The 25,061-nt window shown below is 75.6% G+C and carries 25 protein-coding genes; 8 read left to right on the top strand and 17 right to left on the bottom strand.

The window, feature by feature from the left end; all coding sequences use genetic code 11:
* Window positions 1-74: 74 nt before the first annotated feature.
* Window positions 75-647, bottom strand: coding sequence for a hydrolase (locus ABZZ17_RS07750; protein WP_356873143.1), 573 nt, complete (start codon window positions 645-647; stop codon window positions 75-77).
* A gap of 60 nt (window positions 648-707) precedes the next feature.
* Window positions 708-1,214, bottom strand: coding sequence for a MarR family transcriptional regulator (locus tag ABZZ17_RS07745; protein ID WP_356873141.1), 507 nt, complete (start codon window positions 1,212-1,214; stop codon window positions 708-710).
* A gap of 165 nt (window positions 1,215-1,379) precedes the next feature.
* Between ABZZ17_RS07745 and mraY the strand changes: the two genes are divergently transcribed.
* On the top strand, window positions 1,380-2,450 hold the full coding sequence (mraY, locus tag ABZZ17_RS07740) for a phospho-N-acetylmuramoyl-pentapeptide-transferase (protein WP_356873139.1): 1,071 nt from the start codon (window positions 1,380-1,382) through the stop codon (window positions 2,448-2,450).
* Here the strand turns inward: mraY and ABZZ17_RS07735 are convergent.
* The 10 genes from ABZZ17_RS07735 to ABZZ17_RS07690 form a co-directional block, all read right to left on the bottom strand.
* Window positions 2,447-2,896 carry a hydrolase gene (locus ABZZ17_RS07735; protein WP_356873137.1) on the bottom strand — a complete coding sequence of 150 codons (450 nt, stop codon included), beginning with the start codon at window positions 2,894-2,896 and terminating at the stop codon, window positions 2,447-2,449. The genes mraY and ABZZ17_RS07735 overlap by 4 nt on opposite strands.
* Before the next feature lie 100 nt (window positions 2,897-2,996).
* The gene (locus ABZZ17_RS07730) at window positions 2,997-3,251 is read right to left on the bottom strand and encodes a hypothetical protein (RefSeq protein WP_356873135.1); all 255 of its coding nucleotides are present in this window, start codon (window positions 3,249-3,251) and stop codon (window positions 2,997-2,999) included.
* Window positions 3,238-3,537, bottom strand: a complete 300-nt coding sequence (locus ABZZ17_RS07725) for a DUF6400 family protein (protein WP_356873133.1) — start codon at window positions 3,535-3,537, stop codon at window positions 3,238-3,240. Before ABZZ17_RS07725 ends, ABZZ17_RS07730 begins: the two co-directional genes overlap by 14 nt.
* A 124-nt stretch (window positions 3,538-3,661) precedes the next feature.
* The gene (locus tag ABZZ17_RS07720; protein WP_356873131.1) at window positions 3,662-4,567 is read right to left on the bottom strand and encodes an aminoglycoside phosphotransferase family protein; all 906 of its coding nucleotides are present in this window, start codon (window positions 4,565-4,567) and stop codon (window positions 3,662-3,664) included.
* Between the two features lie 149 nt (window positions 4,568-4,716).
* The gene (locus tag ABZZ17_RS07715; RefSeq protein ID WP_356873129.1) at window positions 4,717-5,259 is read right to left on the bottom strand and encodes a CAP domain-containing protein; all 543 of its coding nucleotides are present in this window, start codon (window positions 5,257-5,259) and stop codon (window positions 4,717-4,719) included.
* A 59-nt stretch (window positions 5,260-5,318) separates the two neighbouring features.
* Window positions 5,319-5,903, bottom strand: a complete 585-nt coding sequence (locus ABZZ17_RS07710; RefSeq protein ID WP_356873127.1) for a DUF4232 domain-containing protein — start codon at window positions 5,901-5,903, stop codon at window positions 5,319-5,321.
* Window positions 5,904-6,041: 138 nt separating this feature from the next.
* Window positions 6,042-6,872: an ammonia-dependent NAD(+) synthetase gene (gene nadE / locus ABZZ17_RS07705; protein ID WP_356873125.1), complete on the bottom strand. Its 831-nt coding sequence runs from the start codon at window positions 6,870-6,872 to the stop codon at window positions 6,042-6,044.
* Window positions 6,873-6,996: 124 nt separating this feature from the next.
* Entirely contained in the window at window positions 6,997-8,643 is a 1,647-nt protein-coding gene (locus ABZZ17_RS07700) for a phospholipase D family protein (RefSeq protein WP_356873123.1), read from the bottom strand.
* Between the two features lie 255 nt (window positions 8,644-8,898).
* Window positions 8,899-9,573 carry a sigma-70 family RNA polymerase sigma factor gene (locus ABZZ17_RS07695; protein WP_356873121.1) on the bottom strand — a complete coding sequence of 225 codons (675 nt, stop codon included), beginning with the start codon at window positions 9,571-9,573 and terminating at the stop codon, window positions 8,899-8,901.
* Between the two features lie 146 nt (window positions 9,574-9,719).
* Window positions 9,720-10,454, bottom strand: a complete 735-nt coding sequence (locus ABZZ17_RS07690; protein ID WP_356873119.1) for a hypothetical protein — start codon at window positions 10,452-10,454, stop codon at window positions 9,720-9,722.
* A gap of 282 nt (window positions 10,455-10,736) precedes the next feature.
* Here ABZZ17_RS07690 and ABZZ17_RS07685 point away from each other — a divergent pair, with 282 nt between their 5' ends.
* Together ABZZ17_RS07685 and ABZZ17_RS07680 are read left to right on the top strand one after the other, a co-directional pair.
* The gene (locus tag ABZZ17_RS07685; RefSeq protein WP_356873117.1) at window positions 10,737-11,879 is read left to right on the top strand and encodes an MFS transporter; all 1,143 of its coding nucleotides are present in this window, start codon (window positions 10,737-10,739) and stop codon (window positions 11,877-11,879) included.
* On the top strand, window positions 11,876-13,303 hold the full coding sequence (locus ABZZ17_RS07680) for a sugar ABC transporter permease (RefSeq protein WP_356873115.1): 1,428 nt from the start codon (window positions 11,876-11,878) through the stop codon (window positions 13,301-13,303). The genes ABZZ17_RS07685 and ABZZ17_RS07680 overlap by 4 nt, the downstream gene beginning before the upstream one ends.
* Before the next feature lie 247 nt (window positions 13,304-13,550).
* On the opposite strand, the gene ABZZ17_RS07675 is transcribed toward ABZZ17_RS07680, so the two are convergent.
* The gene (locus ABZZ17_RS07675; protein WP_356873113.1) at window positions 13,551-14,753 is read right to left on the bottom strand and encodes an acyl-CoA dehydrogenase family protein; all 1,203 of its coding nucleotides are present in this window, start codon (window positions 14,751-14,753) and stop codon (window positions 13,551-13,553) included.
* 153 nt (window positions 14,754-14,906) lie between these two features.
* Between ABZZ17_RS07675 and ABZZ17_RS07670 the strand changes: the two genes are divergently transcribed.
* Together ABZZ17_RS07670 and ABZZ17_RS07665 are read left to right on the top strand one after the other, a co-directional pair.
* Window positions 14,907-16,796 (top strand): CoA transferase, encoded by a 1,890-nt coding sequence (locus tag ABZZ17_RS07670; RefSeq protein ID WP_356873111.1) that lies wholly within the window; start codon window positions 14,907-14,909, stop codon window positions 16,794-16,796.
* Window positions 16,793-18,499 (top strand): class I adenylate-forming enzyme family protein, encoded by a 1,707-nt coding sequence (locus ABZZ17_RS07665; protein WP_356873109.1) that lies wholly within the window; start codon window positions 16,793-16,795, stop codon window positions 18,497-18,499. Before ABZZ17_RS07670 ends, ABZZ17_RS07665 begins: the two co-directional genes overlap by 4 nt.
* 56 nt (window positions 18,500-18,555) lie before the next feature.
* Here the strand turns inward: ABZZ17_RS07665 and ABZZ17_RS07660 are convergent, their stop codons facing one another.
* Genes ABZZ17_RS07660 through ABZZ17_RS07650 form a run of 3 tightly spaced genes read right to left on the bottom strand, consistent with a single transcriptional unit; the run spans window position 18,556 to window position 20,833 of the window.
* Window positions 18,556-19,377: a zinc ABC transporter substrate-binding protein gene (locus tag ABZZ17_RS07660; RefSeq protein ID WP_356873107.1), complete on the bottom strand. Its 822-nt coding sequence runs from the start codon at window positions 19,375-19,377 to the stop codon at window positions 18,556-18,558.
* Complete coding sequence (locus tag ABZZ17_RS07655) at window positions 19,335-20,201, bottom strand: metal ABC transporter permease (RefSeq protein WP_356873105.1); 867 nt, start codon at window positions 20,199-20,201, stop codon at window positions 19,335-19,337. Before ABZZ17_RS07655 ends, ABZZ17_RS07660 begins: the two co-directional genes overlap by 43 nt.
* Window positions 20,198-20,833 (bottom strand): ATP-binding cassette domain-containing protein, encoded by a 636-nt coding sequence (locus ABZZ17_RS07650; RefSeq protein ID WP_356873103.1) that lies wholly within the window; start codon window positions 20,831-20,833, stop codon window positions 20,198-20,200. Before ABZZ17_RS07650 ends, ABZZ17_RS07655 begins: the two co-directional genes overlap by 4 nt.
* Window positions 20,834-21,051: 218 nt before the next feature.
* Here ABZZ17_RS07650 and ABZZ17_RS07645 point away from each other — a divergent pair, with 218 nt between their 5' ends.
* The 3 genes from ABZZ17_RS07645 to ABZZ17_RS07635 all read left to right on the top strand — a co-directional run bounded on the left by ABZZ17_RS07645 (window position 21,052) and on the right by ABZZ17_RS07635 (window position 24,116).
* On the top strand, window positions 21,052-21,636 hold the full coding sequence (locus ABZZ17_RS07645) for a hypothetical protein (RefSeq protein WP_356873101.1): 585 nt from the start codon (window positions 21,052-21,054) through the stop codon (window positions 21,634-21,636).
* Between the two features lie 93 nt (window positions 21,637-21,729).
* Window positions 21,730-22,383, top strand: coding sequence for a hypothetical protein (locus ABZZ17_RS07640; RefSeq protein ID WP_356873099.1), 654 nt, complete (start codon window positions 21,730-21,732; stop codon window positions 22,381-22,383).
* 266 nt (window positions 22,384-22,649) lie between these two features.
* Window positions 22,650-24,116, top strand: a complete 1,467-nt coding sequence (locus ABZZ17_RS07635) for an amidase (RefSeq protein WP_356873097.1) — start codon at window positions 22,650-22,652, stop codon at window positions 24,114-24,116.
* Window positions 24,117-24,179: 63 nt separating this feature from the next.
* On the opposite strand, the gene ABZZ17_RS07630 is transcribed toward ABZZ17_RS07635, so the two are convergent.
* Complete coding sequence (locus ABZZ17_RS07630; RefSeq protein WP_356873095.1) at window positions 24,180-24,896, bottom strand: hypothetical protein; 717 nt, start codon at window positions 24,894-24,896, stop codon at window positions 24,180-24,182.
* Window positions 24,897-25,061 lie beyond the last annotated feature (165 nt).

The raw sequence follows: 25,061 nt of genomic DNA, 5'->3' as shown, positions 1-25,061 counted from the left end.
GTTCCATCCAGCGTACGCCGCCGGAGGCAGGGCTTCCGGGCGGCCCCGGCCCAGCAAGATCCGGAAGGGACGGCCTAGGCGCCGAGGGCGTCGACGATCTCGTCCGTGGTGCTCACCTTGCCGATCCGGGGGAAGATCCGGCCGAAGCTGTGGGCGTGCGCCTCGGGGTCGGTGTCGGCGGTGGCGTCCTCGGCGAACACCAGCCGGTAGCTGTGTTCCCAGGCCGTGCGGGCGGTGGATTCGACGCCGATGCTGGTGGAGATGCCGGCCAGGACGATGCGGTGGACGCCGCGGCGGCGGAGCTGGAGGTCGAGCTCGGTCCCCGTGAAGGCGCCCCAGTGCCGCTTGGTGACCACGACGTCGCCCAGGGCGGCGAGCTCGGCGGGGATCTCGGAGAACGCGGCGGGCGGTGCGGAGGCGGGGCCGGGGCGGTCGACTTCGAGGGTGGGCAGGTCGCCGCCGTCGGGGGACCAGGCGACCTTGACCAGGACCACGGGGAGCTTGCGGGCGCGGAAGGCCTCCGCGAGCCGGACGCCCCGGCGCAGGACCTCGTCGGCGGGCCGGGTGGTGGGCAGGGCCAGGATGCCGTTCTGCAGGTCGATGAGGACCAGCGCGGTGTCGTCGTCGATGGTCAGGGCGTCGCTCATGGGGGGTGCTTCCTCCGTCGGTGGGACCCGGGCGGAGCGGGATGCCCGCCCGGGTGGGCGTCAGGCTTCGGCGAGCCGTCGCAGGAGCGGGACCGCCTCGGCCACGGTCCGCTGCTCGGCGGGGGTGAGGCGGCGGCCCATCAGGTCGGCCAGCCGGCCGCGGCCCGCCTCCTGGCGCCGGGCCACGAGGCGGCGGCCCCGGTCCGTCACGGCGATGACCTTGCGGCGGCCGTCCGTGGGGTGCGGGGTGCGCTCGACGTAGCCGCCGGCCCGGAGGGCGGCGACCGTGGCGTTGAGGGACTGGGGGCGGATCTTCTCGGCCCGGGCCAGGTCGGTGACCGTCCGGGGACCGTCACGGTCGAGGCGCTTGAGGACCGATACCTGCGAGAGCGTCACCCCGCTCCCGGCGGAGGCCATGCGCATGTGCCGCACCATCAGGCCCACGACCAGCTGGAGCTCCTCGGCGGTCTCCCGGAGCCGCTGCCCCGCGTCGTCGGGGTCCGTCGGTTCCGTCGGCTCCGTCGGCTCCGGAGTGTCCACCGAGTCCACTGGGTCCACCACGTCCATGAAACCGACGATAACGGTCATACAGGATGACTGCAAAGGCGACCTTGGTACTTCCTCCGCGCTTTCACGGCCGGCGCCGTCGTCGCGGCCGGCGCCCCGGCCCCGCACGGGCCTGACGGCCGACCACCCGCCGGGCCCGCGGACCCCGGAAGGGATGATGGGGCGGTGAACCAGATACTTTTCGCAGGGGTCTTGGGCCTTCTCCTCACCCTGACCGGCACCCCGCTGCTGATCAAGGTCCTGGCCCGCAAGGGATACGGACAGTTCATCCGCGACGACGGCCCGCGCGGACACGCGGGGAAGAAGGGCACGCCCACCATGGGCGGCATCTCCTTCATCGCGGCCACGCTCGTGGCGTACGCGCTCACCAAGCTGCTCACCGGCGAGCCCCCCACCTACCCGGGCGTACTGGTCCTGTTCCTGATGGCCGGCATGGGACTCGTCGGGTTCGTCGACGACTACATCAAGATCGTCAAGCGGCGTTCGCTGGGCCTGCGGGCCAAGGCGAAGATGTCCGGACAGCTGACCGTCGGCATCGCCTTCGCCGTCCTGTCCCTCCAGTTCGCCGACGGACGCGGGCAGACGCCGGCCTCCATGCGGATCTCGTTCGTCACGGACTTCGGCTGGTCGCTCGGCCCCGTGCTGTTCGTCGTCTGGGCCCTGTTCATGATCCTTGCGATGTCCAACGGCGTGAACCTCACCGACGGCCTCGACGGACTGGCCACCGGCGCCGCGGTGATGGTCTTCGGCGGGTACACCTTCATCGGCGTCTGGCAGTTCCAGAAGTCGTGCGCCGACGCCCTGGCCCTGGTCGAGCCCTCCGGCTGCTTCGAGGTGCGCGACCCCCTCGACCTGGCCGTCGTCGCCTCGGCCCTGATGGGTGCCTGCTTCGGCTTCCTGTGGTGGAACACCTCACCCGCGAAGATCTTCATGGGCGACACCGGTTCCCTCGCGCTCGGCGGCGCGCTCGCGGGCCTCGCCATCTGCTCGCGGACCGAACTGCTGCTCGCCCTGCTCGGCGGCCTCTTCGTACTCATCACGATGTCGGTCGTCATCCAGGTCGGTTCCTTCAAACTGACCGGGAAGCGCGTCTTCCGCATGGCCCCGCTCCAGCACCACTTCGAACTCAAGGGCTGGTCCGAAGTCCTCGTCGTGGTCCGGTTCTGGATCATCCAGGGCATGTGCGTGATCGTCGGCCTCGGCATCTTCTACGTGGTGGGGGCCGGCGCGTTCTAGTGCCGTGACCGGGTCTCCGGATCGCCGGACGGGCCCGCCCGTTTGGCGCCGAGCAGGACGCGGTATCGGGACCGGGCGGTGAAGTCCGCGAGGCTCCACAGGGCCGGGCGGCCCACTTCCGCGCAGAGGTGGAGGACCGCGTCGTCACCGGCCCACACACCGACGTGCGCGCCGAACGGCTCCGGATCCGCGTTGAAGAAGAGCAGGTCGAGCACCCCGGGCTCCGTGACCCGCGTGGTGTGCCGGGTGTCGTCCCACAGTTCGCTGGAGCGCAGCGGGGGCACGTACCTGCCGAAGTGCCGCAGCACCTCGTAGGCGAAGAGCTGGCAGTTGGCGCCCGGGGCGAGGCCGGGGAGCCGGCTCACCGCGGGCGATCCGGGGTAGCGGGAGGCGGCGTAGCGGACGGTCCGGAACGCGTCGGGCAGGGAGGCGAGCAGGGGTTCCATGCCGTCATCCTGCACCGGGAAGGGCAACGGGGCGCCCGCGGGGCCCGGTTGCCGGGGCGGCCCGGGCGGCGTCGGGTTCCGGCCCCGGCCGCCGGCCGGGTCAGCGGGTCAGGCCGCTGGTGATGCGGCTCCACAGGGAGCGGGTCGCGCCGAAGCCGGTTTCGTGGGACCAGATGTGCGTGCAGCCCGGGCACTGGAGGTGGAGCAGGCTGCCGGAGTTGGAGAGCATGTAGCGCCAGTGCAGGGAGCACGTACGCCCCTCCCCGCACGGCTCGCACGACCGGGTGTCGTCGCAGTTGGGGCAGGCCACCCACGCCCGGCGGCCGATGTCCGCCTGGGGGTCAAGCGGCAGCATGGCCACCCCCGCGCCGGGGGAGGACCCCGGCCGCGACCAGGTCCTCGTACACGCGCTGCTGCTCGTCGTCCAGGCCGGAGTACAACAGGTCGTACGCCGCCTCCTCGCCGCGCAGCACCTCCAGTGGGTCCCAGTCCGAACCGAGGGCGGCCATCACCTGGGTCCTCCGGAGCATTTCCTGGGAGGTGAGGTCGACGGTGAATGCGACCGGCGGGACGCCGTCCGGCCGGTCGGCGGGGCCGTCCTGGCCGGGGGGAGGGGTGGGGTGGTGCGGGCTCATGCCCATGAACTTAGGTAACCCTTCCTTCGTGGGTCAAGTGCGGGTGGGCGGAGTCACAGCGCCCGGGCCGCGACGGACGCCCGGCGACGGGCGGTCCGGGGCGGTGCCCGGGCCGGCGGCCGGGGCCGGCTCAGGCCGCCCGGCGGAAGTCGGCGAGGGCCTCGGACACCGCGCGCCCGCCGATGCCGGCGAGCACCGGGTTCGTCACCCGGTAGTAGCGGTGGGCCGTGAGCCCGAAGCACAGGGCCCAGCCGCGCCCGCGCGCCCAGGTCCCGTCGTCGGCCCCCGCGGCGTCGCGGAACCGGTCGCGGTTGGCGGACGTGAGCAGGGTCCAGGCGGGCAGCATGTCACAGGCGGGGTCGCCGACCCCGACGGTGCCGAAGTCGATGACGGCGCTGATCCTTCCGCCGCGGACCAGCAGGTTTCCCGGCAGCAGGTCGCCGTGCACCCAGACCGGTGCGTCCTCCCACTGGGGGAGTCCCAGGGCCTCCTCCCAGGCGGCGGTGGCGGTGTCGGCGTCCACGGTGCCGTCCGCGCCCAGCTCGCGGATCGCCGCGCGCACGTCGTCGTCACGGCCGGCGAGCGGCCCGCCCCGGAACGACCGGGGCCCACCGGTGGCGTCGACCCGCCGCAGGGCCGCCACGAAGCGGCCCAGACCGGTCGCCGCGTCCGCCGGGTCCGCCGGGGGCTCGTCATGGGCGTCTCCGCCTTCGAGCCAGCGGTACACCGACCAGGGCATGCCGAAGCCCTCGCCCGGCACGCCCTCGCCGAGGGGCACGGGCAGGTCCAGCGGCAGGTGGGGAGCGAGGAGCGGCAGCCACCGCTGCTCCTTGGCCACCTGGCCCGCGGCGCCGGGGACCCTGGGCAGGCGCACGACCATGTCCTCGCCCAGCCGGTACATGGCATTGTCGGTACCCGCGGAGCGCACCGGGGTGACGGGCAGCGCCGCCCACTGGGGGAACTGCGCGGCGACCAGGCGCCCGACCAGTGCCGCGTCGATGTCGACCTCGTCGGCGTGCATCTTCCCGTGGGACACGGATCTCCTTGCTGCGCGGGGGAATAAGGCGGCCGGCTGTGCGGCGGCCCGGGGCGCTGGGGAGCGTAACGGCCCGGTCCGTGGCGTCGCCACGGGTTTTCGACCGGGCAGCGGCAATACCCGTCGGCGGCACGGTGTCTGACGGCAGGTCAGTTGTAGCGGCACACGGTGACCCAGCCCTCGCCGGGGACGGGAACGCCGCTCTTCGCCCCGCAACCCATCTTCGTGTACGAGCCGTCGGTCATGTTGGCGTAGTGCCCCCAGGCGGCGTAGCCGGCGGCGTTGGTCTCCGGGTCGTGGTCGGAGTCGGCGTCGTAGGCGGCCTTCTCGCCGGCCCATTGGGCGGTGGCTCCGCTCGGCGGGGCTCCCGACATGTTCTCGGCGCCGGCGGCGGAGTCGTCGTGCCGGAGCCCGCCGCCCGCGGTGGACCGGGGGTCGTCGGCCCACGCCTGCGAGGCGGAGGCCAGCCCGGTGTCCCACGTCAGGGGCGGCTGACCGGCCTGCCGGCGAACGCCGTTGGTCTCCGCGAGGATGGCCTGCTGATCGGCCGGGCTCACTTCGGCGGGGATCCCCACCGGGGAGACGGCGACGGCCGTTGCGGCGCCCGAGGTCCCCAGCAGGACGCCGCCCGTCATCAGCGCCGCCGCCGCGACGGCGGTGACGCGGTGTCGTATCAGGGGCAGATCCTTCATGTGCGGCTCCCGTCACGGTCGCGGGCGGACCGGCCCCGGCCGGGGCCGGTCGAGGGTCCTCAGCGGAACGCGGTGGCGCGCACCCCGTTGCCGCACAGGGCGAAGTCGCCGCCGTCCTCCGGAGCCACCTGGAGGCCTCCTCCGCCGACGCCCACGACGAGCGAGGGCGCGACGGTCGGCGCGGCGCCGGACTTGCAGTACCCGTCGGCCTCGCCGAGCACCGGCGAGAAGGTGATCTGTGTCGAGGCCCGTCCGCCGACCGGCAGCGTCACCGCCCGTGCCTGGCCTTCGCGGACGACACGGAGCGGCCTGTTCTTGTCCGGTGAACCCTGGCCCGCCAGGGCCACGGTGGGGAAGCCCCGGAGCACGCACGGCTTCGGGCCTTCGTTGATCACGGTGATGCGGACCGCCGACGCCCCCACCCGCTGGGCGCTGTTGACCACGAGCTGGGTGTTCGGGCAGGGCGCGGCCGGAGCCCGTCGCCCATCCGCCGTGGTCGTACCCGGCGCCGTCGTACCCGGCGCGCCCGTATCCGTCGCCGATGCCATCGGACCGGCGCCCGCCAGCACGCCGCCCGCCAGTACGGCGGTCGCGAGCAGCCGGGACGCGACGGTGGCCGCGCGGCTCTTCGTCGTGCCCTTCATCCGGGTTCCTCTCCCCGCCCCGGCGGGCCGCCGCGAAACCGCGGCCGCCCCGTCCCGGGCCGGTTCCGTCCCCCCTGCGCCTCCCCCTCCACCATCCCACGGGGCCCGGCGCGTGTCCCGTGGGACCCCGCGCACGTCCTACGGCGCGATCGGCAGCTGCCGCTTGTGCTCGGTGAGGCGGTAGCGGCGGGCGATCGTCTCGAACGCCTGCTCACCGACCGGCTTGCCCTCCAGGAAGTCGTCGATGTCGTCGTACGTGACACCGAGCGCGTCCTCGTCGGCCTTGCCCGGGTCGAGGGTCTCCAGGTCCGCCGTGGGCGTCTTCCACACCAGCTGCGCGGGGGCACCCAGGGCGTCCGCGACGGCGCGCACCCGACGCTTGGTCAGGCCGGTCAGCGGGACGAGGTCCGCGGCGCCGTCGCCGAACTTGGTGAAGAAGCCGGAGACCGCCTCCGCGGCGTGGTCCGTGCCGACGACCAGGCCGTCGTGCGCACCCGCCACCGTGTACTGGGCGATCATGCGCTGGCGGGCCTTGATGTTGCCCTGGACGAAGTCCTGGTGGCGGGCGTCCCGGAAGACGGTGCCCCCGGCCACGGAGGCCTCCAGGGCGGCGTCGCTCGCGGGCTTGACGTCCACGGTCAGCACCCGGTCGGCGTTGATGAACCCGAGGGCGAGCTGGGCGTCCTTCTCGTCGGCCTGCACGCCGTAGGGCAGCCGCATGGCGAAGAAGGCCGCGTCGTGCCCGGCCGCGCGGGCGCGCTCGACGGCGAGCTGGCACAGCCGGCCGGCGGTGGTGGAGTCCACACCGCCGCTGATCCCGAGCACCAGGGAGCGCAGGCCGGTGGAGGTGAGCCGCTCGGTGAGGAAGGCGACCCGGCGCTCGATCTCCTGCTGGGCGTCGAAGGTCTGCGACACCTGCAGTTCCCGGGCGATCTCCTGCTGCAGGGCGGTGGACGCCGGCTGGCTCACGGCTGCTCCTCGTGGTCGTTCGTCGTACGGTGCGTGGTCCGCTGTCCCGTCGACCCTAGTCGACACGACGGCCCCCGGATCCGCCGGTGGCGCCCCGTTCCGTCACACCGGCCGGCCGGGCTCCTCAGAACGCGTCGCGGTGCCGTACCCGCAGCGGGCGGCCGTCCGGATCCACGAGCAGCCGGTACAGAGGCAGGGACCACGCCCTGGTCGCCCGGGACAGCTCGGGCGGGCGGTACGCGCGCAGCCGGCCCGGCGGCCGCGGCCCCCGTCGGCCCCCGTCGTACCAGGCGTCGAGCGCCGCGGCCGACTCCGCGAACAGGCCGAAGGCGCGCACCGGATCGCAGAGCGGGTCCGGCGGCGGGCCGGACGAGGACGGGACCGGGTCCGGCCCGGGCTCCGGGGGCGGCTCGGCGTCGAGGTGTTCGCGGGAGAGCTCCAGCCGCAGCTCCCTGGCGAAGCGCCGCGCGCCGTCCCCCAGCCCGGCGGGGTCGCGGGGTTCGCGCGGGTCCTCGGCGGAGTCCAGTACGGCACAGTTGAGTTCCGAATCGTGGGTCCAGGACCGCAGGTTGATGTTGTCGGAGCCCACCGACGCCCACACGTCGTCGATCACGCACACCTTGGCGTGGACGTACACGGGTGTGCCCGCGTGGTTCTCCAGCCCGTACACCGCGACCCGGTCCCCGCCGTCGCGGCGCAGCCGCTCCAGGGCGGTGACCCGTCCGACCAGGTTCATCGGCAGGGAGACGGGCCCGTCCTGTTCCGGGACGGTGGGGATGACCGCGATCAGGTGCAGCCCCGGCTGGGCGGCCAGCGCGCGGGCGAAGTGCTCGACGACCTGCGGGGACCAGAGGTACTGGTCCTCCAGGTAGATCAGGGTCCGGGCCCGGTGGACGGCCTTGAGGTAGCTGCGCGCGATGCTGCGCTCGCCGTCTGGGGCGAAGGGGTAACCGCGGAACAGGCGGTTCGGATAGGTGCGCAGCACCTGCACGGTGTGGGTGCCGCAGGGCTCGGGGTCGGGCGCCTGCGGCGGCAGGGTGTCGGCGTGCTCGTCCTCGCCGTGGACGAGCTGTCGCAGCCGGACCAGGGGGCTGCGGGTCAGCGGCGCCGGATCCTCCCACCGCTCGCGGAAGCCGGCCTCCAGGTCGCCGACCGCCGGACCGCGCACCTCCAGCTGTACGTCGTGCCACGGAGGCCGGGGCCCGTAGGCGTCGGCGAACGGCACGGACTGCGGATCGCCGTGGTGCGCGGCGTCGTCGTTGCGGGTGTGGCACAGGTCGATGCCTCCGACGTACGCGACGTCGCGCTCGGGGCGGCCGGGGTGGCGCAGGACCACCAGCTTCTGGTGGTGGGACCCCCCGGGGCGGACCCGCATGTCGAGGAGGTACTCGCCGCCGCCCGCCTCGACCTCTTCGCCGAGGTGGCGGTTCTCCGCCTCGCTGAACTGGAGGCCGTCCAGGTGGGAGCGCCACACCAGCCCCTTGACGATCACACCCCGTGCGGCCGCCTCGCGCAGCACCCCGCCGACCTCCGTCCCCTCGCCGTCGAGGCGTTCGTCGGGGTCGCCCCGCCAGTCGGTGAACAGCAGCAGGTCCCCGCTCCGCTGGGCACGGATGGCGGCGAGCAGCTCCCGGAAGTAGGTGCTGCCGTGGACCAGGGGCCGTACGTGATTGCCGTGCGCCCATGCCGTCCCGCCCGGACGGCGGCGGTCCAGGCGGGTCGCCGGATTGCCGCGGTCGCGGGTGGTCAGCAGCCAGTCGGATAGCTCCAAAGCACGGTCCTCCCTTTCCCCTGCGGCTACCCGCAGGGTGCCCGCGCATGCGACCCCGCGCCGCGCCGGGTTTGCGGCCCGCGCCGGTCGTGTCGTCCGGCCCGCGACGTGCGGTCCCGGTCCGCGCCGGTGCGGGCCCGCGCCGACCGGGATGCCGGGGGCGCGGCTGCGCGCGGCAGGTGGCCGAGCTGGGTGACGACCTCGTCGCGGCGCACGGCCCGCCGCCCCCCCCCCGGGGCGCGGGCCGTCCGGGCGTCAGGCCGCCTTCGGCCGCGCCCCCGCGCGCCCGCCCGGCCCGTGGAGGGCGTGCGGCGGGGCGGCGGGGCCCGGCTGGGGGTCGGTCAGGAGCGCGGTCAGCGCCAGGCGGGCGCGGGCCACGCGGGAGCGGACGGTACCGACCGGGCAGCCGATGGCCGCGGCCGCGTCGGCGTACGGCATCCCGAGGAGCTGGGTGAGGACGAACGCCTCGCGGCGCTCGGCCGGGATGCCGGCCAGCAGCTCCGCCAGGGCTATGCCGTCGTCGAAGCCCGGCACGCCCCTCGGCTGGGCCTGCTCGGCGGCCGCCTGCCAGTCGGCGCGGTCCGCGGTCCGGGGCCGGGCCGCGGCGTGCCGGACGCTGTCCACCACCGTGCGGCGGGCGATCGACAGCAGCCAGGTGCGGGCGGAGGAACGGCCCTCGAACCGGGGGAGGGCGCCGAGGGCCCGCAGGAACACGTCCTGCGTCAGGTCGTCGGCCGCCTGGGAGTCGGAGCTCAGGTAGGCCACGTACCGCCACACGTCACGGTGGAGCGCGCGCACGAACCGGTCCGTCTTGACGGGGTCGCCGTCACGGGCCGCGAGGGCCAGCCGGGTCACCGCCGCGTCGGAATCGGGAGTGTGCCGGGGCCGCGCGCCGACGGGACGGGAAACGGTGTGCAGGGCAGGGGTCATCGCCACGGGTCCTTAGGGCAAGGGCCGGCGCCGCCTGGAGCGGTACCGGTGAAGGGGTGCGGCCGGCCGGACGGCACGGCCGATGCCCGAGGCACGGCGCGGGGGCGCGCGGGGCGGCCGCGGCCGCGTGCTCGGGGAACCGGCTGTCAGAGGACAGCGGTTCCCGCCGGAGGACCCCGCGAGGTGATGACGTGGACGAGGAACAGCCTCCGCGGCGCCCGGAACCGGTGCCGGCGGCGCACGAGGACGGGCGGCCGGTACGAGGGCGCCGCCGTGCGCAGCAGCAGGCGCAGTGGGGTCCGCAGCCACGCGGCGACGCACCGCGCGATGCGGAAGGCGGCCCGCTCGCCGTGGGCTAGCCACAATCCGCACAACACGGCGGCCAGCAGGTGGGCCGTCAGCATCCCGGCGGGCGACATCGCGGCCATCTCGTGCCCCACGGCACCCGCCCGCCCGCCCATGGGGGCGTACACCGGCCCCGCCGCGTCGTGAAGGGCGTGGTGAACGTGGGAGGCGGCGTGCGCGCCGGCGCCGCCCGGGGACGGGGCGGCGGACCCCGCGCCGCAGGTCAGGTACTCCGCCCACTGCCGGGCGAGCGGAGTCCCCGCCGGGAGGACGGGCTGGACGAGGGCCTGTGCCAGCGAGAACACCGCGTGCAGGCCGCCCTGTACGGCCACGGCCGCCACGGTCACCCGGAGCGGCCCGCGCTCCCGGGCGGACAGGAACCAGCCGGCCACCGACGCGGCGGCCGTCGCGGCACACAGCGCCCACCACGGCGCGGCCGCCCCCGACATCAGGAGGTGACCCGTGGCGGCGAGCAGCACGCACAGGGCCGCGAACAACGCGGCCCGGAACGCTCGGTGACAGTGGCCCGGCTTCATGGCGGGCTCATCCTCACACCAGCCTTCCGAGTCACGCAGCGAGCTGCGCACTTCCCGACAAGTTCCCGTGCAAGGCCGCTGCGGCCGTTATGACGCACCGCTGTGGCGCACCGCTGTGGAGCATGGAGCACCGCTCACGCGCCGGGAACCGATCCGCCGCCGCACCCGACTGCCTACCCGGTCGGGCGAGGCGTTCAACATCCGGAGATCGGGGATTTCGTGGCCGTGGAGGAAGCGAAGGGCGGGCCCCCGCCGGTACAAGTAGGGGGAAAGGAGCGGAAGTTGACGGCACTCCTCACCTGTGCCATGGGCTTCTCGATGCTCCAGCTGTTCCTCCTCGGAGCCCTGGGCCCACGTCTGGTGGGGGAGTCGGGCATGTCGCCCGCCGTGCTGGGACTGACGACCACCATCGGCTTCGGGACGGCCGCGGCGCTGTCCCCGGCCGGCGGCCGGATCGTGGACCGGATCGGCCCGCGCCGTTCACTGGCCGCCCTGCTGCTGGTCTCCGCCGCCGCCCTCGCGCTGATCGCCGCCGCCCCCGGCACCGGGCTGCTGCTGGCCGCCGTCGCGCTGGGCGGCGTACCGCAGGCGCTGGCCAACCCGGCCACCAACAAGGCGATCCTGCACGCCGTGCCGCCCGCCCGGCGCGCTGCCGTGACGGGGCTCAAGCAGTCCGGCGTCCAACTGGGCGCCTTCGCCGCCGGGCTGCCGCTGACGCTGCTCGCTGGCGGGATCGGCTGGCGGGGCTCCGTGTGGACCGGCGCCGGCGCGGCCCTGCTCGCCGGCCTGTGGACCCTGCGCACCCTGCCCGCCGATCCGCCGCCGCTTCCCGCGGGCCCGCGTACCGCGCTCGTACCGCGCGCGATGGTGGCCTGGCTGGCGGTCTTCTCACTGTTCCTGGGCGCCGCGATCGCCTCCGTCAACACCTACCTGTCCCTCTTCGGGGCGCAGCGCCTCGGGATGGGCCCGACCGCGGCCGGCGCGCTCGTCGCCGTCCTGGGGGCGGCGGGCATCGCCGGACGGATCGGGTGGTCGAAGGCGGCCCGGCCCGGGCGCGCCGAGTGGCTGCCGGGCTGGCTCGCGTGCGGAGCCCTCGGGGCGGCCGCGCTGCTCGGTGCCGCCCTCGTCGCGGGTCCGCTCGTGTGGGCCGGCGCGGTGGCCGTCGGGGTGTTCGCCGTGTCCGGCAACGCCGTGTCGATGGTGCTCGTGATGCAGCGGGCCGCGCCCGGCCGGGCCGGCCAGGACTCGGCGCTCGTCGCGGCCGGGTTCTTCGCCGGATTCGCGGTGGGGCCGCCCCTGTTCGGGCTGCTCGCGCAGAGCGGCCGCTACGGGGCCGGCTGGCTGCTGGTGGGCGCGGAGTTCGCGGCGGCGGCAGCGGTCGCCTTCGCCTGGGCCCTGCGCGACCGTGCCGGGCGTACGGCGTGAACGCCACGGGAGGCCCGGACTGGGCCTGCCTCGCACTGGAGGCGGTCATGGAGCGGGTGGCGGTCACCGAGGCGGCCGTGGGAGACCGCTTCCCCCTGTACGCCGAGCCGGCGGACGGCCGGTGGAAGACGACCGGCAACGGCTCCTGGGCGGGCGGCTTCTGGGCCGGCCTGCTGTGGCTCCGCGCCAGGTACACCGGCTCCGCGTCCGACCACCGGGCCGCGTCCCTGCGGACCGCCCGGCTCGCACCGTGGGCAGAGGCCGACACCGCGACGCGGGGCCTGATCCTCTGGTACGGGACCAGCCTCGCGCAGGGCGACCCGGACGCCGCCGCGCTCCGGGCCCGAGCCGCCCGGGCCTGCCTGTCCTCGTTCGACCCCGCGCTCGGGATCGTGCCCTGGGGCGCCGCGTTCGGCGGGCCGCGCCTGGTGGCCCGGGCGGACGGGGTACCCGGCACCGTGCCCCTCCTGGCAGGGGCCGGCCCGGCCGGAGCGGCCGCGGCGGCGGCCCACCTCCACCGGCACCTGGACCTCTGCGTCGGCGCGGGTGCCGGTGCCGATGGCATCGGGTCCCGGGCAGGTGCGGGCGGCAGTGCCGTGCACGGGGGGCCGGCCGAGGGCGAAGGCGCCGGGGACGGTGTCGGCGTGGGCACCCCGGGAGGGGGGCGCGCGAGCGGGGGCCGGGGCGCCCGTGCGGCTGCGGCCGGCCCCACCGGCAGGGCGCCGGATCCGCGCTCTCCCGCCTGGAGTTTCGACGGGGCGGCGGGCTGGCGGCCCTGCGCGGATCCCGAGCCCGGGTGGAGCCGGGGCGACGCCTGGCTGCTCCTGGCGGTGGCCGACGCCCTCCTGATCCCGGACGTCGCGGCCCACCACCCCGCCCGCCTCGAAGCAACGGCCACCCTCCTCTCACCGCCCCCACCCAAAGCCCCCACCCCACCCGGCGCCCCCACCCCGCCCTGCCCGCCCGGCCCGGCAGAGCTGCCTGGCGTACCCGGCCTTACCGAGGCGCCCGGCGTGCCGGGGCGGCCAGGATCGACCGGCATGCACGGGCCGCCGGGAGCATCCGGGGTGCCCGGGCCGCTTGCTGTGCTCGGACGGCTCGTACCGCCCGCGCTTGCCGGATGGCCGGGTGGGCCCCTCGACACCTCGGCGGCGGCCATCACCGCGGTCGCCCTCCTGAAGCTGGCCCGGCTGCCCGGGCCCCGGGCGGCCTGGTACGCGTACCGGGCGGAAGAGATCCTGGGCCACCTGGTGCGGGAGCACGTCACCGGCCCGGGACCCGGCCGCCCGGCAGGCATGCTGCTGGACGGCTGCTACGACGCCGGCCGGGACCTGGCCGTGCGGCACGAACTCATCTGGGGCGACTTCTTCCTGGCCCTCGGCCTGGCCGCCCTGTGCGGCCTCGTCGACCTCACCCACGTCTAGGCGTGCCGTCGAAGTCCCGTCTGCCCGGAGGGCTTCGCTCCGCACGGCCGTCGCCGATGCTCCGCATGACCTCCCTCCTCCGCCTACCCCGTCGCCCCGCCCTCCGGGCGAACGGCACGCCTTCGATGACACTCCCCAGCGACCGGCGGGGTCCGGAAGAGACGGCCTTGCCGATCAGGCCGGATCGGAGACCCCGGCCCGTCTCCGGTACCCCGCCCGCACACCGCCCGGGGCCTCGGCGGCACGGCTATGCGGCCGCGTCCGGGCCGTAGTCGCGCAGGACGTGCCGGGCCACGGACGTGACGTGCAGTTCGTCCGGGCCGTCGAGGATGCGGGCGGCCCGCCCGGTGCGGAACAGGGCCGGCAGCGGGGTGTCCGGGCCGAGCCCGGCGGCGCCGTGGACCTGGATCGCGGAGTCCGTCACCTGCTGGAGCATGCGCGCGGCGGCGACCTTGGCCAGCCCCACCTCCGTACGGGCGTCCCGCCCGGCGGCGATCAGCGCCACCGCCTCGTGGGCCAGCAGGCGGGCGCCGCGCAGGGCGAGCAGTGCCTCGAACACGTGCTGCTGCACCAGCTGGTGCCCGGCGAGAGGCCCGCCCGGCCCGCCGCGCGCGGCGGCCCGCGCACACATCAGGTCGAACGCGCGCCCGGCCTGCCCGATCCAGCGCAGGCAGCGCAGCGTACGGCCGAGCTGGAGCCGCTCACCGGCGATGGACAGCGCGTCGCCGCCCTCGCCGAGGAGGTGGTCGGCAGGCACCCGGACCCGGTCGAGGCCGATCTCGTACTGGCCGCCCGCACCGAACACGGGCAGTTCCCGCAGCACCCGGAAGCCGGGGGAGCCGGTGGGCACCAGCAGCAGGGACAGCCCCTCACGGTCCCCGGGCAGGCCCTCGGTGCGGGCCAGGACGGTCACCAGAGCGGCCCGTCCGGCGCCGGAGGTGAACCACTTGCGCCCGCTGACCACCCAGCCGCCGTCCGGCGCGCGTTCGGCCCGGGTGGCGGTCAGCGTCGGGTCGCTGCCCGGTACGTCCGGTTCGGTCATGGCGTAGCAGGCCCGGATCCCTCCCGCGACGAGGGGTTCGAGGTACTCCTCGCGGACCCGCGGCGCTCCGTGCCGGGCCAGCATCGTGACGTCGAGCAGGGGCGCGGAGCCCAGCACGGCGGGGCCGTGGTCGCTGGCGCCCTCCGCCTCGGCCAGTGCGGCGTACTCCCCGAAGGACAGGCCCCCACCGCCGAGTTCCGCCGGCAGCGGCAGGGCCCACAGCCCCTCTTCCCGCGCCCGCGCGCGCAGTTCGTCCCGCGCGGCGTCCGCCGCCGGTCCGCCGGCGTCCAGTACCTCCTCGTACGGGACCACCCGGGTGCCGACGAACCGGGCCACCCTCTCCCTCAACTCGGCCACCCGCACATCGGGTCGCACCGTCTCCCCGGCAGGGGACTCCGGATCCGTCACTGCATTCCTCCTCGATCCCGGGAACCCGTGCGAACGGCTGTCCGACTCTCTGCCCGTGGAACTGGTCGGGCGTACGCGCCCCCGGGTTCCCGCATCCCGCTTCCCGCCAGGACCCGGGCGCCGGCCACCGCCGCGCGCCGGGAGAGGAGAGGCATGGCGTCACCAGCAACCGCGCGGACGGTCAGGCCGCTCGCCGCACTGCGCTTCGACACCTCGGGGCCCCCGCAGCTCATGGGCCCCGTCACCGACCACCTGCGCGCCCTCGGCGCGCGCCCCCGCTCCGCCGGCGAGAACCCGTCCGGGAACCCGTCCGAGGGCCCGGGCCGCTGCTCCCTCGCGGGAGACGGCTTCCCGGAGGTCCGCGCGGTCTCCGCCTGGGCTTCCGCCAACAGCGGTATCGCCAACAGCGGCGTAGCCACCGGGGGCATCGCCAACAGCGGTATCCCCGACAGCGGCATCGTCGACGAGGCCACGGCGCAGGCCGCCACCGGGGTCATGTCCGTCCACGGCCGCCGGGACGGCGGCCCGCGCGGGCTGGCCGCCGACTACGTCGCGACGGCCACCGCCGTCCTCACCGTCCAGGGACTCCTCGCCGGTCTGCTGGGCCGGGCCCGCGGCGGCGGAGCCGCCGAGGTCACCACCACCGCGGACCGGGCCGGTCTCCTCACCGTGTCCCAGTACCTCGCCGCCGCCGGAGCGGACGAGGCCGAGGCCGCCGAACTCGCCCCCGGGGGACCCCCCTTCACCTCCGCCGACGGGATCCTCTTCGAGCTGGAGACCCTCGACCCGGGCGCCTGGGCGGCGTTCTGGCGGGACCTGGACGCGCCCGCCGACGCCCTGCGGGCCGGCTGGCGCCCCTTCCAGTTCCGCTACGCCACGGCCTGCGCCCCCTTCCCGCCCGCCCTCCACGCGGTGACCCGGGCTCACCCGATGCGCCGGATCACCAGCGCGGCCGTCCTCTCCGGCGCCCAGGTGTGCCCCCTGCGCACCCTCGGCGAACGCGCCGCGGAACACGACGGGGCCCCGCCCTGGTCACTGCGTCCCCTGGACACCGCCCGCGCGGAGTTCCCCGACCGGACCCTCCCGGCCGGCCGCAGCACGGGCCCGGGGCCCGCCCCCGGCCGGCCGCTCGCCGGGCTGACGGTCCTGGAGGCGGGCCGCCGCATCCAGGCACCGCTCGCCGCGCACCTGCTGGGACTGCTCGGCGCCGACGTGATCCGCATCGAGCCGCCCGGCGGGGACCCGCTGCGCGGCATGCCCCCCGCCTGCTCGGGCGTTTCCGCGCGCTGGCTCGCCCTCAACCGGGGCAAACGGGCCGTGGAGATCGACATCAAGGCAGCCGCCGGCCGCAGCCGGCTGCGGGAACTGGCCGCCGGAGCCGACGTCTTCCTGCACAACTGGGCGCCGGGCAAGGCCGCCGCCCTCGGCCTGGACTCCGACGACCTCGCACGGGTCAACCCCGCGCTCGTCCACGCCTACACCGGCGGCTGGGCCGGCCGGATCGACGACGCCCCCATGGGCACCGACTTCATGGTCCAGGCCCGCACCGGCGTCGGCGAGGCCGTCCGCCCCGAGGACGAGCCCCCCGCCCCCTCCCTGATGACCCTGCTCGACGTACTCGGCGGGCTGCTCGGCACCGAAGCCGTACTCGCCGGCCTCCTGCTGCGCGAACGCACCGGCTGCGGCGTCCGCGTGGACTCCTCCCTCCTCGGCGCCGCCGACACCCTGACCGCCCCGGCACTGCGGCGAGCCGCCCGTGGCGAGAACCCCCGCCGGCCCGCCGGATTCCGCCGCCCGCTGCGCACCGCCGACGGCTGGATCGCCCCCGCCGACGACAGCGCCCCCGCCGCGGCCGCGTACGCCGCGGACCTGCGCGGCCGCACCACGGCCGACGCCCTCGGCCGCCTGCGCGCCGACGGGCTCGCCGCCACCGCCGTCACCACCGACCTGTCCGCCCTGCACCGCGATGCGCGCCTCAGCGGCCCGATCGGCCGCGACCCGTACGGCGCCCCGACCGTCCCCGACCCCTGGAGCTTCGCGTGACCGCCAACGGACCCGCCCTGCACGACCTGCTGCCCGCCGAACTGCGCCGCTCCTGGGTGGTCGACGGCACCTGCCCCGACCTCGACCTGTACAGCCTCTTCCGGGCCCACCAGATCGCCGATCTGCACCGCACCGCCGTGCTCGACGCCAAGGGGGCCCTGTGCTACACCGCCCTCGACCGCAAGGTGCGATGTCTCGCGGCCGGCCTCAGAGCGCTCGGCATCCGCCCCGGTGAGGTGGTCGCCGTACAGCTCCCGAACGACCGCGGCGCCGTCATCGCCGACCTGGCGCTCGCCGCCCTCGGCGCGATCGCCCTGCCCTTCCCCGTGGGCCGGGGCGTGCTGGAGGCCGAGTGCCTGCTGCGCCGCGCCGAAGCCGTGGCCGTCATCGCCGCCACCGACCACCGCGGCACCCCGCACGCCGCCGAACTGCTCACCCTGTCCGCCGCCCTGCCCGCCCTGCGGCACGTCATCGCCGCCGGTCCCGGAAGCACCCCCGAGGGAGCCGTCCCGCTCAGGGCGCTCCTCCGGTCGGACCCCAGCGGCTTCGCGCCCGCCCGGCCCGACCCCGACAGCGCGGCCCGGATCCTCGTGTCCTCCGGTTCGGAGGCCGAGCCGAAGATGGTCGCGTACTCGCACAACGCGCTGGCCGGTGGCCGCGGCAACTTCCTCGCCTCGCTCATCCCGGACCGGACCCCGCCGCGCTGCCTCTTCCTCGTGCCGCTGGCCTCGGCGTTCGGCTCCAACGGAACCGCCGTCACCCTGGCCCGGCACGGCGGCACCCTCGTCCTGCTCGACCACTTCACGCCGGACGCCGCGATCGAGGCGGTGCGCGCACACGAACCGACGCACGTCCTGGGCGTCCCCACGATGGTCCGCATGATCCTCGAACGCCTCGACGCTCCCGAACGCTCCGACGGGCGCGGGGAGTTGCCCGCTCCCACCGCCCTGGTCCTCGGCGGGGCACCCCTGGACGAGACCACGGCCGCGGCCGCCGCGAAGGCGTTCGGATGTCCCGTGGTGAACCTCTACGGGTCCGCGGACGGGGTCAACTGCCACACGGGGCTCGGACACACCGTTCCGCCCACCGACGGCGAGGGCCTCATCGCGGGCCGCCCCGACCCCCGGGTCGCCGACATCCGCATCGCCGACCCCGTCACCCACGCCCCGCTGCCCGAAGGCCAGTTGGGGGAGATCGTCTCGCGAGGCCCGATGACCCCGCTGTGCTACGTCGCCGCTCCCGAGCTCGACGCCCGCTACCGCACCCCCGACGGCTGGGTCCGCACCGGAGACCTCGGCTTCCTGGACACCGACGGGGCCCTGCACGTCGTGGGCCGGCTCAAGGACATCGTCATCCGCGGCGGTGCCAACATCAGCCCGGCCGAGGTGGAACGCGAGCTGACCTCGCACCCCGACGTCCGGGACGTGGTCTGCGTCGGCGTCCCCGACCCGCTGATGGGCGAGCGGCTGGCCGCCTGCGTGGTGCCACGCGGTACGGGCAGGCCCACCCTCGCCTCGCTCTCCGCCCACCTGTCCGGCCGGGGCCTGGAACGCTGCAAGCACCCCGAGCGGCTCCTGACCGTCGAAGCACTCCCGCTGACCGCGGCCGGCAAACCCGACCGGGCCGCGCTCCGCGAACTCGTGACCCGTGCTCGGGCAGGGGACGACGGCACGGCGGTGGCCCCGCTCGCCCAGGCCGGATGACACGAGGGGGCCCGGCGGCCGATGCGGCCGCCGGGCCCCCTCGTCCCGCCGGCGGTTCAGGAACCGGCCATGGCCTTCTTCAGCCCGGCCGCCGCCTCCCGGTAGACCGGCAGCAGGTCGAGGTCCTCCCCCGGGTAGTTCACGATCTTCACCTGCCGGGCCCCCGAGTCGGGCAGCACCGTACCGGTGGACATGTGCGCGTTGTCCAGGACGAGCGCCGGCTTCTTCGCGGAGAGCTCGGCGAGCTGCGCCGGGGTCACCGCCTCCGGCCCGTAGGTGCCGACCGTCGTGGCCCCCGCCAGCTTCGCCGACCACGCGGTGAACACCTGCGTCACCACCGAGGGGCTCCTGCCCCCGGGCCAGGCCGCCCGCACCTCCGCGTTCAGCTGGGCGTACGTGGTGTCGAACCCGGCCTTCCAGCGCGCGGCCGCGTCCTGCGTGCCGAACAGCCGGCCCAGCTCGGTCACCTCGGCGCGCACCGCGTCCGGGTCGTTGTCGAGGTTGACCTCGATCAGCTTCGCCTTCGACCCCGCCGCCTCCTTGATCTTCGCGGCGTACGGTTCGAACGGCGCATACAGCACGAAATCCGCCCGGGCCACGGCCGCGAGGTCCGAGGGCTTGGGGTCGTAGTCGGGGGCGTGGTGCACCGACTGCGGCACGATCACCTTGATGTCCTCCGCGCCGGCCGCCTTGGCGAAGGCCCCCTCCCAGCTCGTTGTGACGACCACGACCGGCTTCCCGCCGCGCGACGGACCGGCGGCGTCGGAGGCCGCCCCGGGGGAGGCGGTAGGGGAGGCGCCGCTCCCGCAGCCGGCGCAGAGCAGGAGGGCCGAGCTCAGTGCGAGGAGGGAAGGGACTCGGACGAGGTGGGGCGCCATGAGGTGGTTCTCCGTTCGGGGACGAGATGGACGGCGAGGACCACGGCCCCCGCCGTCAGGACGAGGACGGGGCCGGGAGGCCAGTCCAGCCACAGGGCCAGCAGGAACCCGGTCAGGTTCACCACGAGGCCGATGCCGACCGCCCACAGGGTGATCGACGTCAGGGAGCGGCCCAGGCGGCGCGCGGCCAGCGCCGGCAGCAGCGTCAGGGCGTCGACGAGCAGGGCGCCGGTGAGTTTGATCGCCCCCGCCACGGCGACGGCCACCAGGACCAGCAGCGCCGCGGTCAGGGCCCGTACGGCCACACCGGAGCACTCGGCGAGTTCGCGGTCGTACAGCAACAGCCCGATGTCGCGCCGCCGCCACCAGAACAGGCCCGGCACCGCCACGGCCAGCACCCCCAGGACGACGAGGTCGGCGGCACCCACGGACAGGACCGACCCCCACAACAGGGCGAACGCACCGGAGGCGTTGACCCCCGACACGGCCAGGACGAGCAGCGCGGCCGCGATGGCCAGACTCATCAGCAACCCCATCGCACCCGACAGGCCGTCGGGCGTACGGGCCAGCGGGGCCACGCCCGCACCGGCGAGGGCGCAGGCGACCAGCGCGCACAGCATGGGGTCCAGGCCCGTCAGCAGCCCGACCGCGATGCCGAGGAGCGCGACGTGCATCATGGCGAACCGCACGGGCATGATGTCGAGGCCCACGATGACCACACCGATCACCGGCAGCCCGACCGCGGCCAGCAGCAGGGCCAGGCCGGCCCGTTGTACGGCCAACAGCCCCAGCAGGTCACCGAGGTCCGCGGTGGCGAGGGTCACCGGACCTCCCGCAGCCGGCCCGCGGCCATCTCCAGCACCCGGTCGCACCGCTGGGCCATCGCCCGGTCGTGCGTCACCACGATCAGCGTCACCGGCAGCGCGGTGAGCACGTCCGCCGCCCGGGACTGCCCGTCGAAGTCGAGGGCGGCGGTCGGCTCGTCGGCCAGGACCACCTGGGCGCCGGCGGCCACGCAGCCGATCGCCCGGGCGAGGTACATGCGCTGCAACTGGCCGCCGGAGAGCGTGTGCAGGGGCCGCCCGGTGAGGGCGCCCACCCCGAGCCGGTCGGCGGCTTCGGCGGCCTCGGCCGCGGCGGCGCCGGCGGCGAGGAGCTCCGAGCCGAGCAGCGGGAACCGGCCGGCCGCCGGCTTCTGCGGGATCCAGGCGCAGGCCCGCCGCCGCCAGGCCCACTCGGCGGCCGACCCGGTACCCCGGCCGCCGACCAGGATCGATCCCGTCACCTGCCGGTGCAGCCCGAGGACGGCGCGCAGCAGCGTGGTCTTGCCCGAACCGTTCGTCCCGGTGAGCGCCACCCGTTCGCCCGCGGCGATCTCCAGGTCCACGTCGGCGACGGCCTCGACCCGCCCGTGCCGGCAGGCCACTTCCCGCATGCGTACGTCCAGCCCGCCCATCTCACGCCCCTCGATCCTCCGTAGCAGGAGTGGGCCGGGCCGGATGTCCGCCCTCCCACGCCACAGGAGTCGGACGCCGGGCGCTCCGGGTTCCCGACCGACACCACCTACGCTGTGCGGGTGACACCCACCGACCACCGCAGTGATCCCGCCCGGCCCGCAGCCACCAGCCCCGAGGGCTCCGTCCTCTTCCTCCGCGGCTGAGACGGGAACGGCAAGTGACCCCGTACTCCCTCGCGTTCTACACCGACGTCGTCACCACCGGCACCGTGCTCGGACTGCGTCCCACCGACCCTCCCGAGCGCGTCGCCGAAGTCCTGGGGCCGGACTTCGCCGAGAACGTCCTCGGCGCCGGCGCCATGTTCCGCGACTACGGCCTCGCCGAGTTCTCCTGGCACCGGGCCGACGCGGGACGGCCCTGGTCCGGCCACCACTTCACCCTCCAGGTGCACCGGCTCGCCCGCCGCGACCGCACCCTCCCGGGCCCGGAACTCCGCGCCCGCTACGGGCGTTTCACCCCCCGGCTGCGCTTCGCGAAGCTCCGCGGGCTGCTGGAACGGCGCGGCGTCCCCCTGATCGAAGTACCGGAGAGCGCGGGGAACACACCGTACTTCCGGACGTTCTGGCAGCCCGGCTCCCGGGTGTCCGTGTCCGTCATCGGCACCTACGGCGAGTACAGCACCCCGGACAGCCTCCGCGTCGGCGACGTCTACGCCGTCCAGGCACCGCTGACCCGCGAGGAAGTGGAATGGCGCCGGGCGCGCGCGTCCGCGGGGCCGCCGGCCTCCCCGGCGGCGCGGTAGATCGGTTCGCCGGGGGTACCGGAGCCCTGCCGGGGCCCGCGCGGGTGCGGCAGTATGCTCCTGCACGCCCCTACCCGAGACCGGAGCACGGTGATGTTGGCCCACGAGTACGGCTACCAGGTGTTGCCCGGTCCGGCCCTGGAGACGCCCGGAGTCGAGGCGGTACTCCGGCGCCGTGAACGGGGCCTGAAGCGGGGCGCCCTGCTCCTCGCGGCGGAGGCCGTCGCGCTGGTCGCCGTCCTCGTGGCCGTCGGGGCCACCTCCACGGCGGGCGTCGTGACCGCCGCCGGGTTCGCCCCCGTGATCGCGGTGACGGCGGGCCTGCTGCTCCTGTGGCGCAGGGCCCGGCGCAAGGAGCGGCTCGTCATGACCACCTACGGCTGGCAGGTGTGGCCCTGCCGCGCCCAGGACGTACGGGTGGTGTCCGCGGAAGGCGAGCGCGCGGGCGGCCGGCGGTGGGGGACCGACGGCCGGATCGTGCTGCTGCAACCGGACGGCCAGAGCCACTGCTCGTTCCCGCCGCCCTGGGACGGCTGGGACGGCCCCCGGGTTCCCCGGCAGCAGGCGGGCGACCAGATGTGGTTCGCGGGCGACACCCGCTTCGGGGGCATGCTCGCCGCCCCCGGCGGTCTCCCGTTCCGCTACGTGGTCCGCACCAAGCCGGGCCGGCGCGGGGGCTCGGCGGCGGAGGACGAGTCGGCCCGCCGCACCGGCCTCATGCCGCGGAACTGGAAGCCCCGCTCCTGACGCCCGTCCTCCAGGCCGCGCAGGACACGGGTGTCCGAGTGTCCCCCTACCCCCGGTCCCCAAGGACCCCGGTCCGTACGCCCCTTGACGTCACCGGGCCGCCGACCCGGTCCCGGGAGCACCCGACTACAGTGGCGCCCGATGACGGGCGGCGGAACGCGGCGACGGAACCGGCACCACCTCCACGCCCGAACCCGCCCTACCCCGCACGCACCCGGGAGCCGTGACCCCTCCGCCTCCCGCGGCACCACCCCAGGAGCCCGCCCGTGACCCTCCGCCGCCCCCTGCACCTGGCGCCCGCCCACGAGCAGCTCTCCGCCCTGCGCGAGCGGACGGTCACCAGCCGCGCCCTGCTGGAGCGGTACCTGGAACACCTCTCCCGGACCGGACCCGGGCTCAACGCCGTCGTCACCCTCGACGCCGGGGGAGCCCGCGCGGCCGCCGATGCGGCCGACCGCCACCTGGCCGCGACGGGCGAACCCCTCGGCCCGCTCCACGGCCTGCCCATGACCGTCAAGGACGCACTGGAGACGAAGGGGCTGCGCACCACCTGCGGTTCCCCCGGCCTCGCGGAGCACGTCCCGGAACAGGACGCCGACGCCGTCGCGCTCCTGCGGGCCGCCGGCGCCGTCATCATCGGCAAGACGAACGTCCCCGTCATGTGCCAGGACATCCAGACGTCGAACCCGCTGTTCGGCAGCACCCGGAACCCGTACGACGACACGAAGACCGCCGGCGGATCCTCCGGCGGGGCCGCCGCGGCCGTCGCCGCGGGCCTCACCAGCCTCGAAGTGGGCTCCGACCTCGCGGGCTCGCTGCGCCTCCCGGCCGCCTACTGCGGCGTGTACGCACTGCGCCCCAGCGGCGGCGCCGTCCCCACCCGCGGCCACGTACCCCGCCCGCCCGGCTGGCTCACCGGCTCCGACATGCTCGCCGTCGGCCCGATCGCCCGCACCGCCGAGGACCTCGGCCTCCTCCTCGACGTGCTCGCCGCACCGTCCCCGGCCGATGCCGCCGCCTGGACGCTCACCCTGCCGGCGCCCGCGCACCGCAACCTCGCGGACTACCGCGTCGGCCTCTGGCAGGACGACCCCCACTGCCCCGTCGACGGGGCCACCCGCGCACTCCTGGACCGGGTCGCCGGGCTGCTGCGCTCGGCCGGCGCCACCGTCGACGCGGACGGCCGGCCCGTGGAACTCGCCGACAGCGACCGGCTGTTCCAGCGGCTCATGTACGCCACGACGAGCGCCACCGCCACCGACACCGGCTTCGCCGACGAGGTCGCGGCCGCCGACGCGATCCCCGCCGACGACCCGCGGGGCCTCTTCCCGCGCTCCCGCACCATGCGGCACCGGGACTGGCTGCTGGCGAACGAGGAGCGGGAGCGGCTGCGCGCCCGGTGGGCCGCCTACTTCGCCACCCACGACGTCCTCGTCACCCCGGCCGCCCCGACCGCCGCCGTCGACGACCAGACCGCCGTCCCGGTCCCGCAGCGGTACGTCACCGTCGACGGCGAGAAGCGCCCGTACTTCGACCAGACGGCCTGGCTGAACCTCGCCGGGCACGTCAGGCTCCCGGCCCTCGTCATGGCCGCCGGGCGGACCCCCGACGGCCTGCCCCTGGCCGTCCAGATCATCGGCCCGTACCTCGCGGACCGCACGGTCGTCGCCGTGGCCGGGCACCTGGCCCGCCACCTCCCCGACCCGGTGCGGCCGCCCGCGTTCACCGCGTGACGGCCACGGCTCCGGCGGCCCGCCCCGGCGTCGTCGTGCGCCGCACGGCCCGCGCCGGAGGGGTCAGGAGATCGCGTACCACTGGCTGGCCCAGCCGGTGTTGATGGTGCTGGTGGACTGGTCGGCGAGGTTCACGGACGCCGGCAGGGAGGTCTGGCCCGTCAGGAGGGTGCTGTAGCGCAGCTGCGGCGGCGTCAGGCCGGCGTTGACCGAGATGCCGGCGCCCGTCGCCTTCAGGGTGAGGGCGTTGGTGGCCCAGCTGCCGTTCAGCAGGAGCGCGATGAAGTACGTCCCGGGTGCGGCGGTGAACGGCTTGGCCAGGGGGAACGGCTTGGCGATCGCGTCCGTCATCAGCTGCGGCGAGACGTCCGCCGTGGACCCGACCAGGGTGCCGCGGGCGTCGTACACGCCGAGGTAGCAGTTGGACAGCTGGGCGTTCGGGTCCACCCCGGCGAGGCCCAGCCAGATGTTCGACCAGGTGATCTGCTCGCGCAGGACGATCCGCACCAGGGTGACCCGGCCGCCGACCCCCGCGGACGACTGGGCCGTCACGTGCCCCGCGTCGTTGGGGTCACCCGTCCACGCCAGCAGGTTCTGGTCCTGGGGCAGGGGCCCGTCGAACCCCGGACCGCCGCCGCTGCGCACGGGAGCGGGCGACGGAGCCGCGGAACTCGCGGCCCCGCGCGGACGGTCGTCCTGGGCCGTGCAGCCCGTCAGGACGAGGATCGCCGCGAGGAAGGCGGCGAAGCCGGTCGTGACGGTGGTGGTGCGGGTGCGCATGGTCCCCCCATGAGGTGCGTGTGTGCCGAGGGGACATGGTCACACGGTCCCGCGGCGGCCGGCCGGCCGGATCCGCGCGGGTGCGGGTGGCCGGTTCCATGGGCTATATTGGATCTTGAGCTCGCGGCCGCGACACGCGGTGGTGGGCCCCGCGTTGGTGGTCCA

Origin of the sequence: Streptomyces sp. NPDC006512, from assembly GCF_040611935.1 — a bacterium.
GTDB lineage: Bacteria > Actinomycetota > Actinomycetes > Streptomycetales > Streptomycetaceae > Streptomyces.
This window is presented reverse-complemented; position numbering and strand designations above follow the sequence as displayed.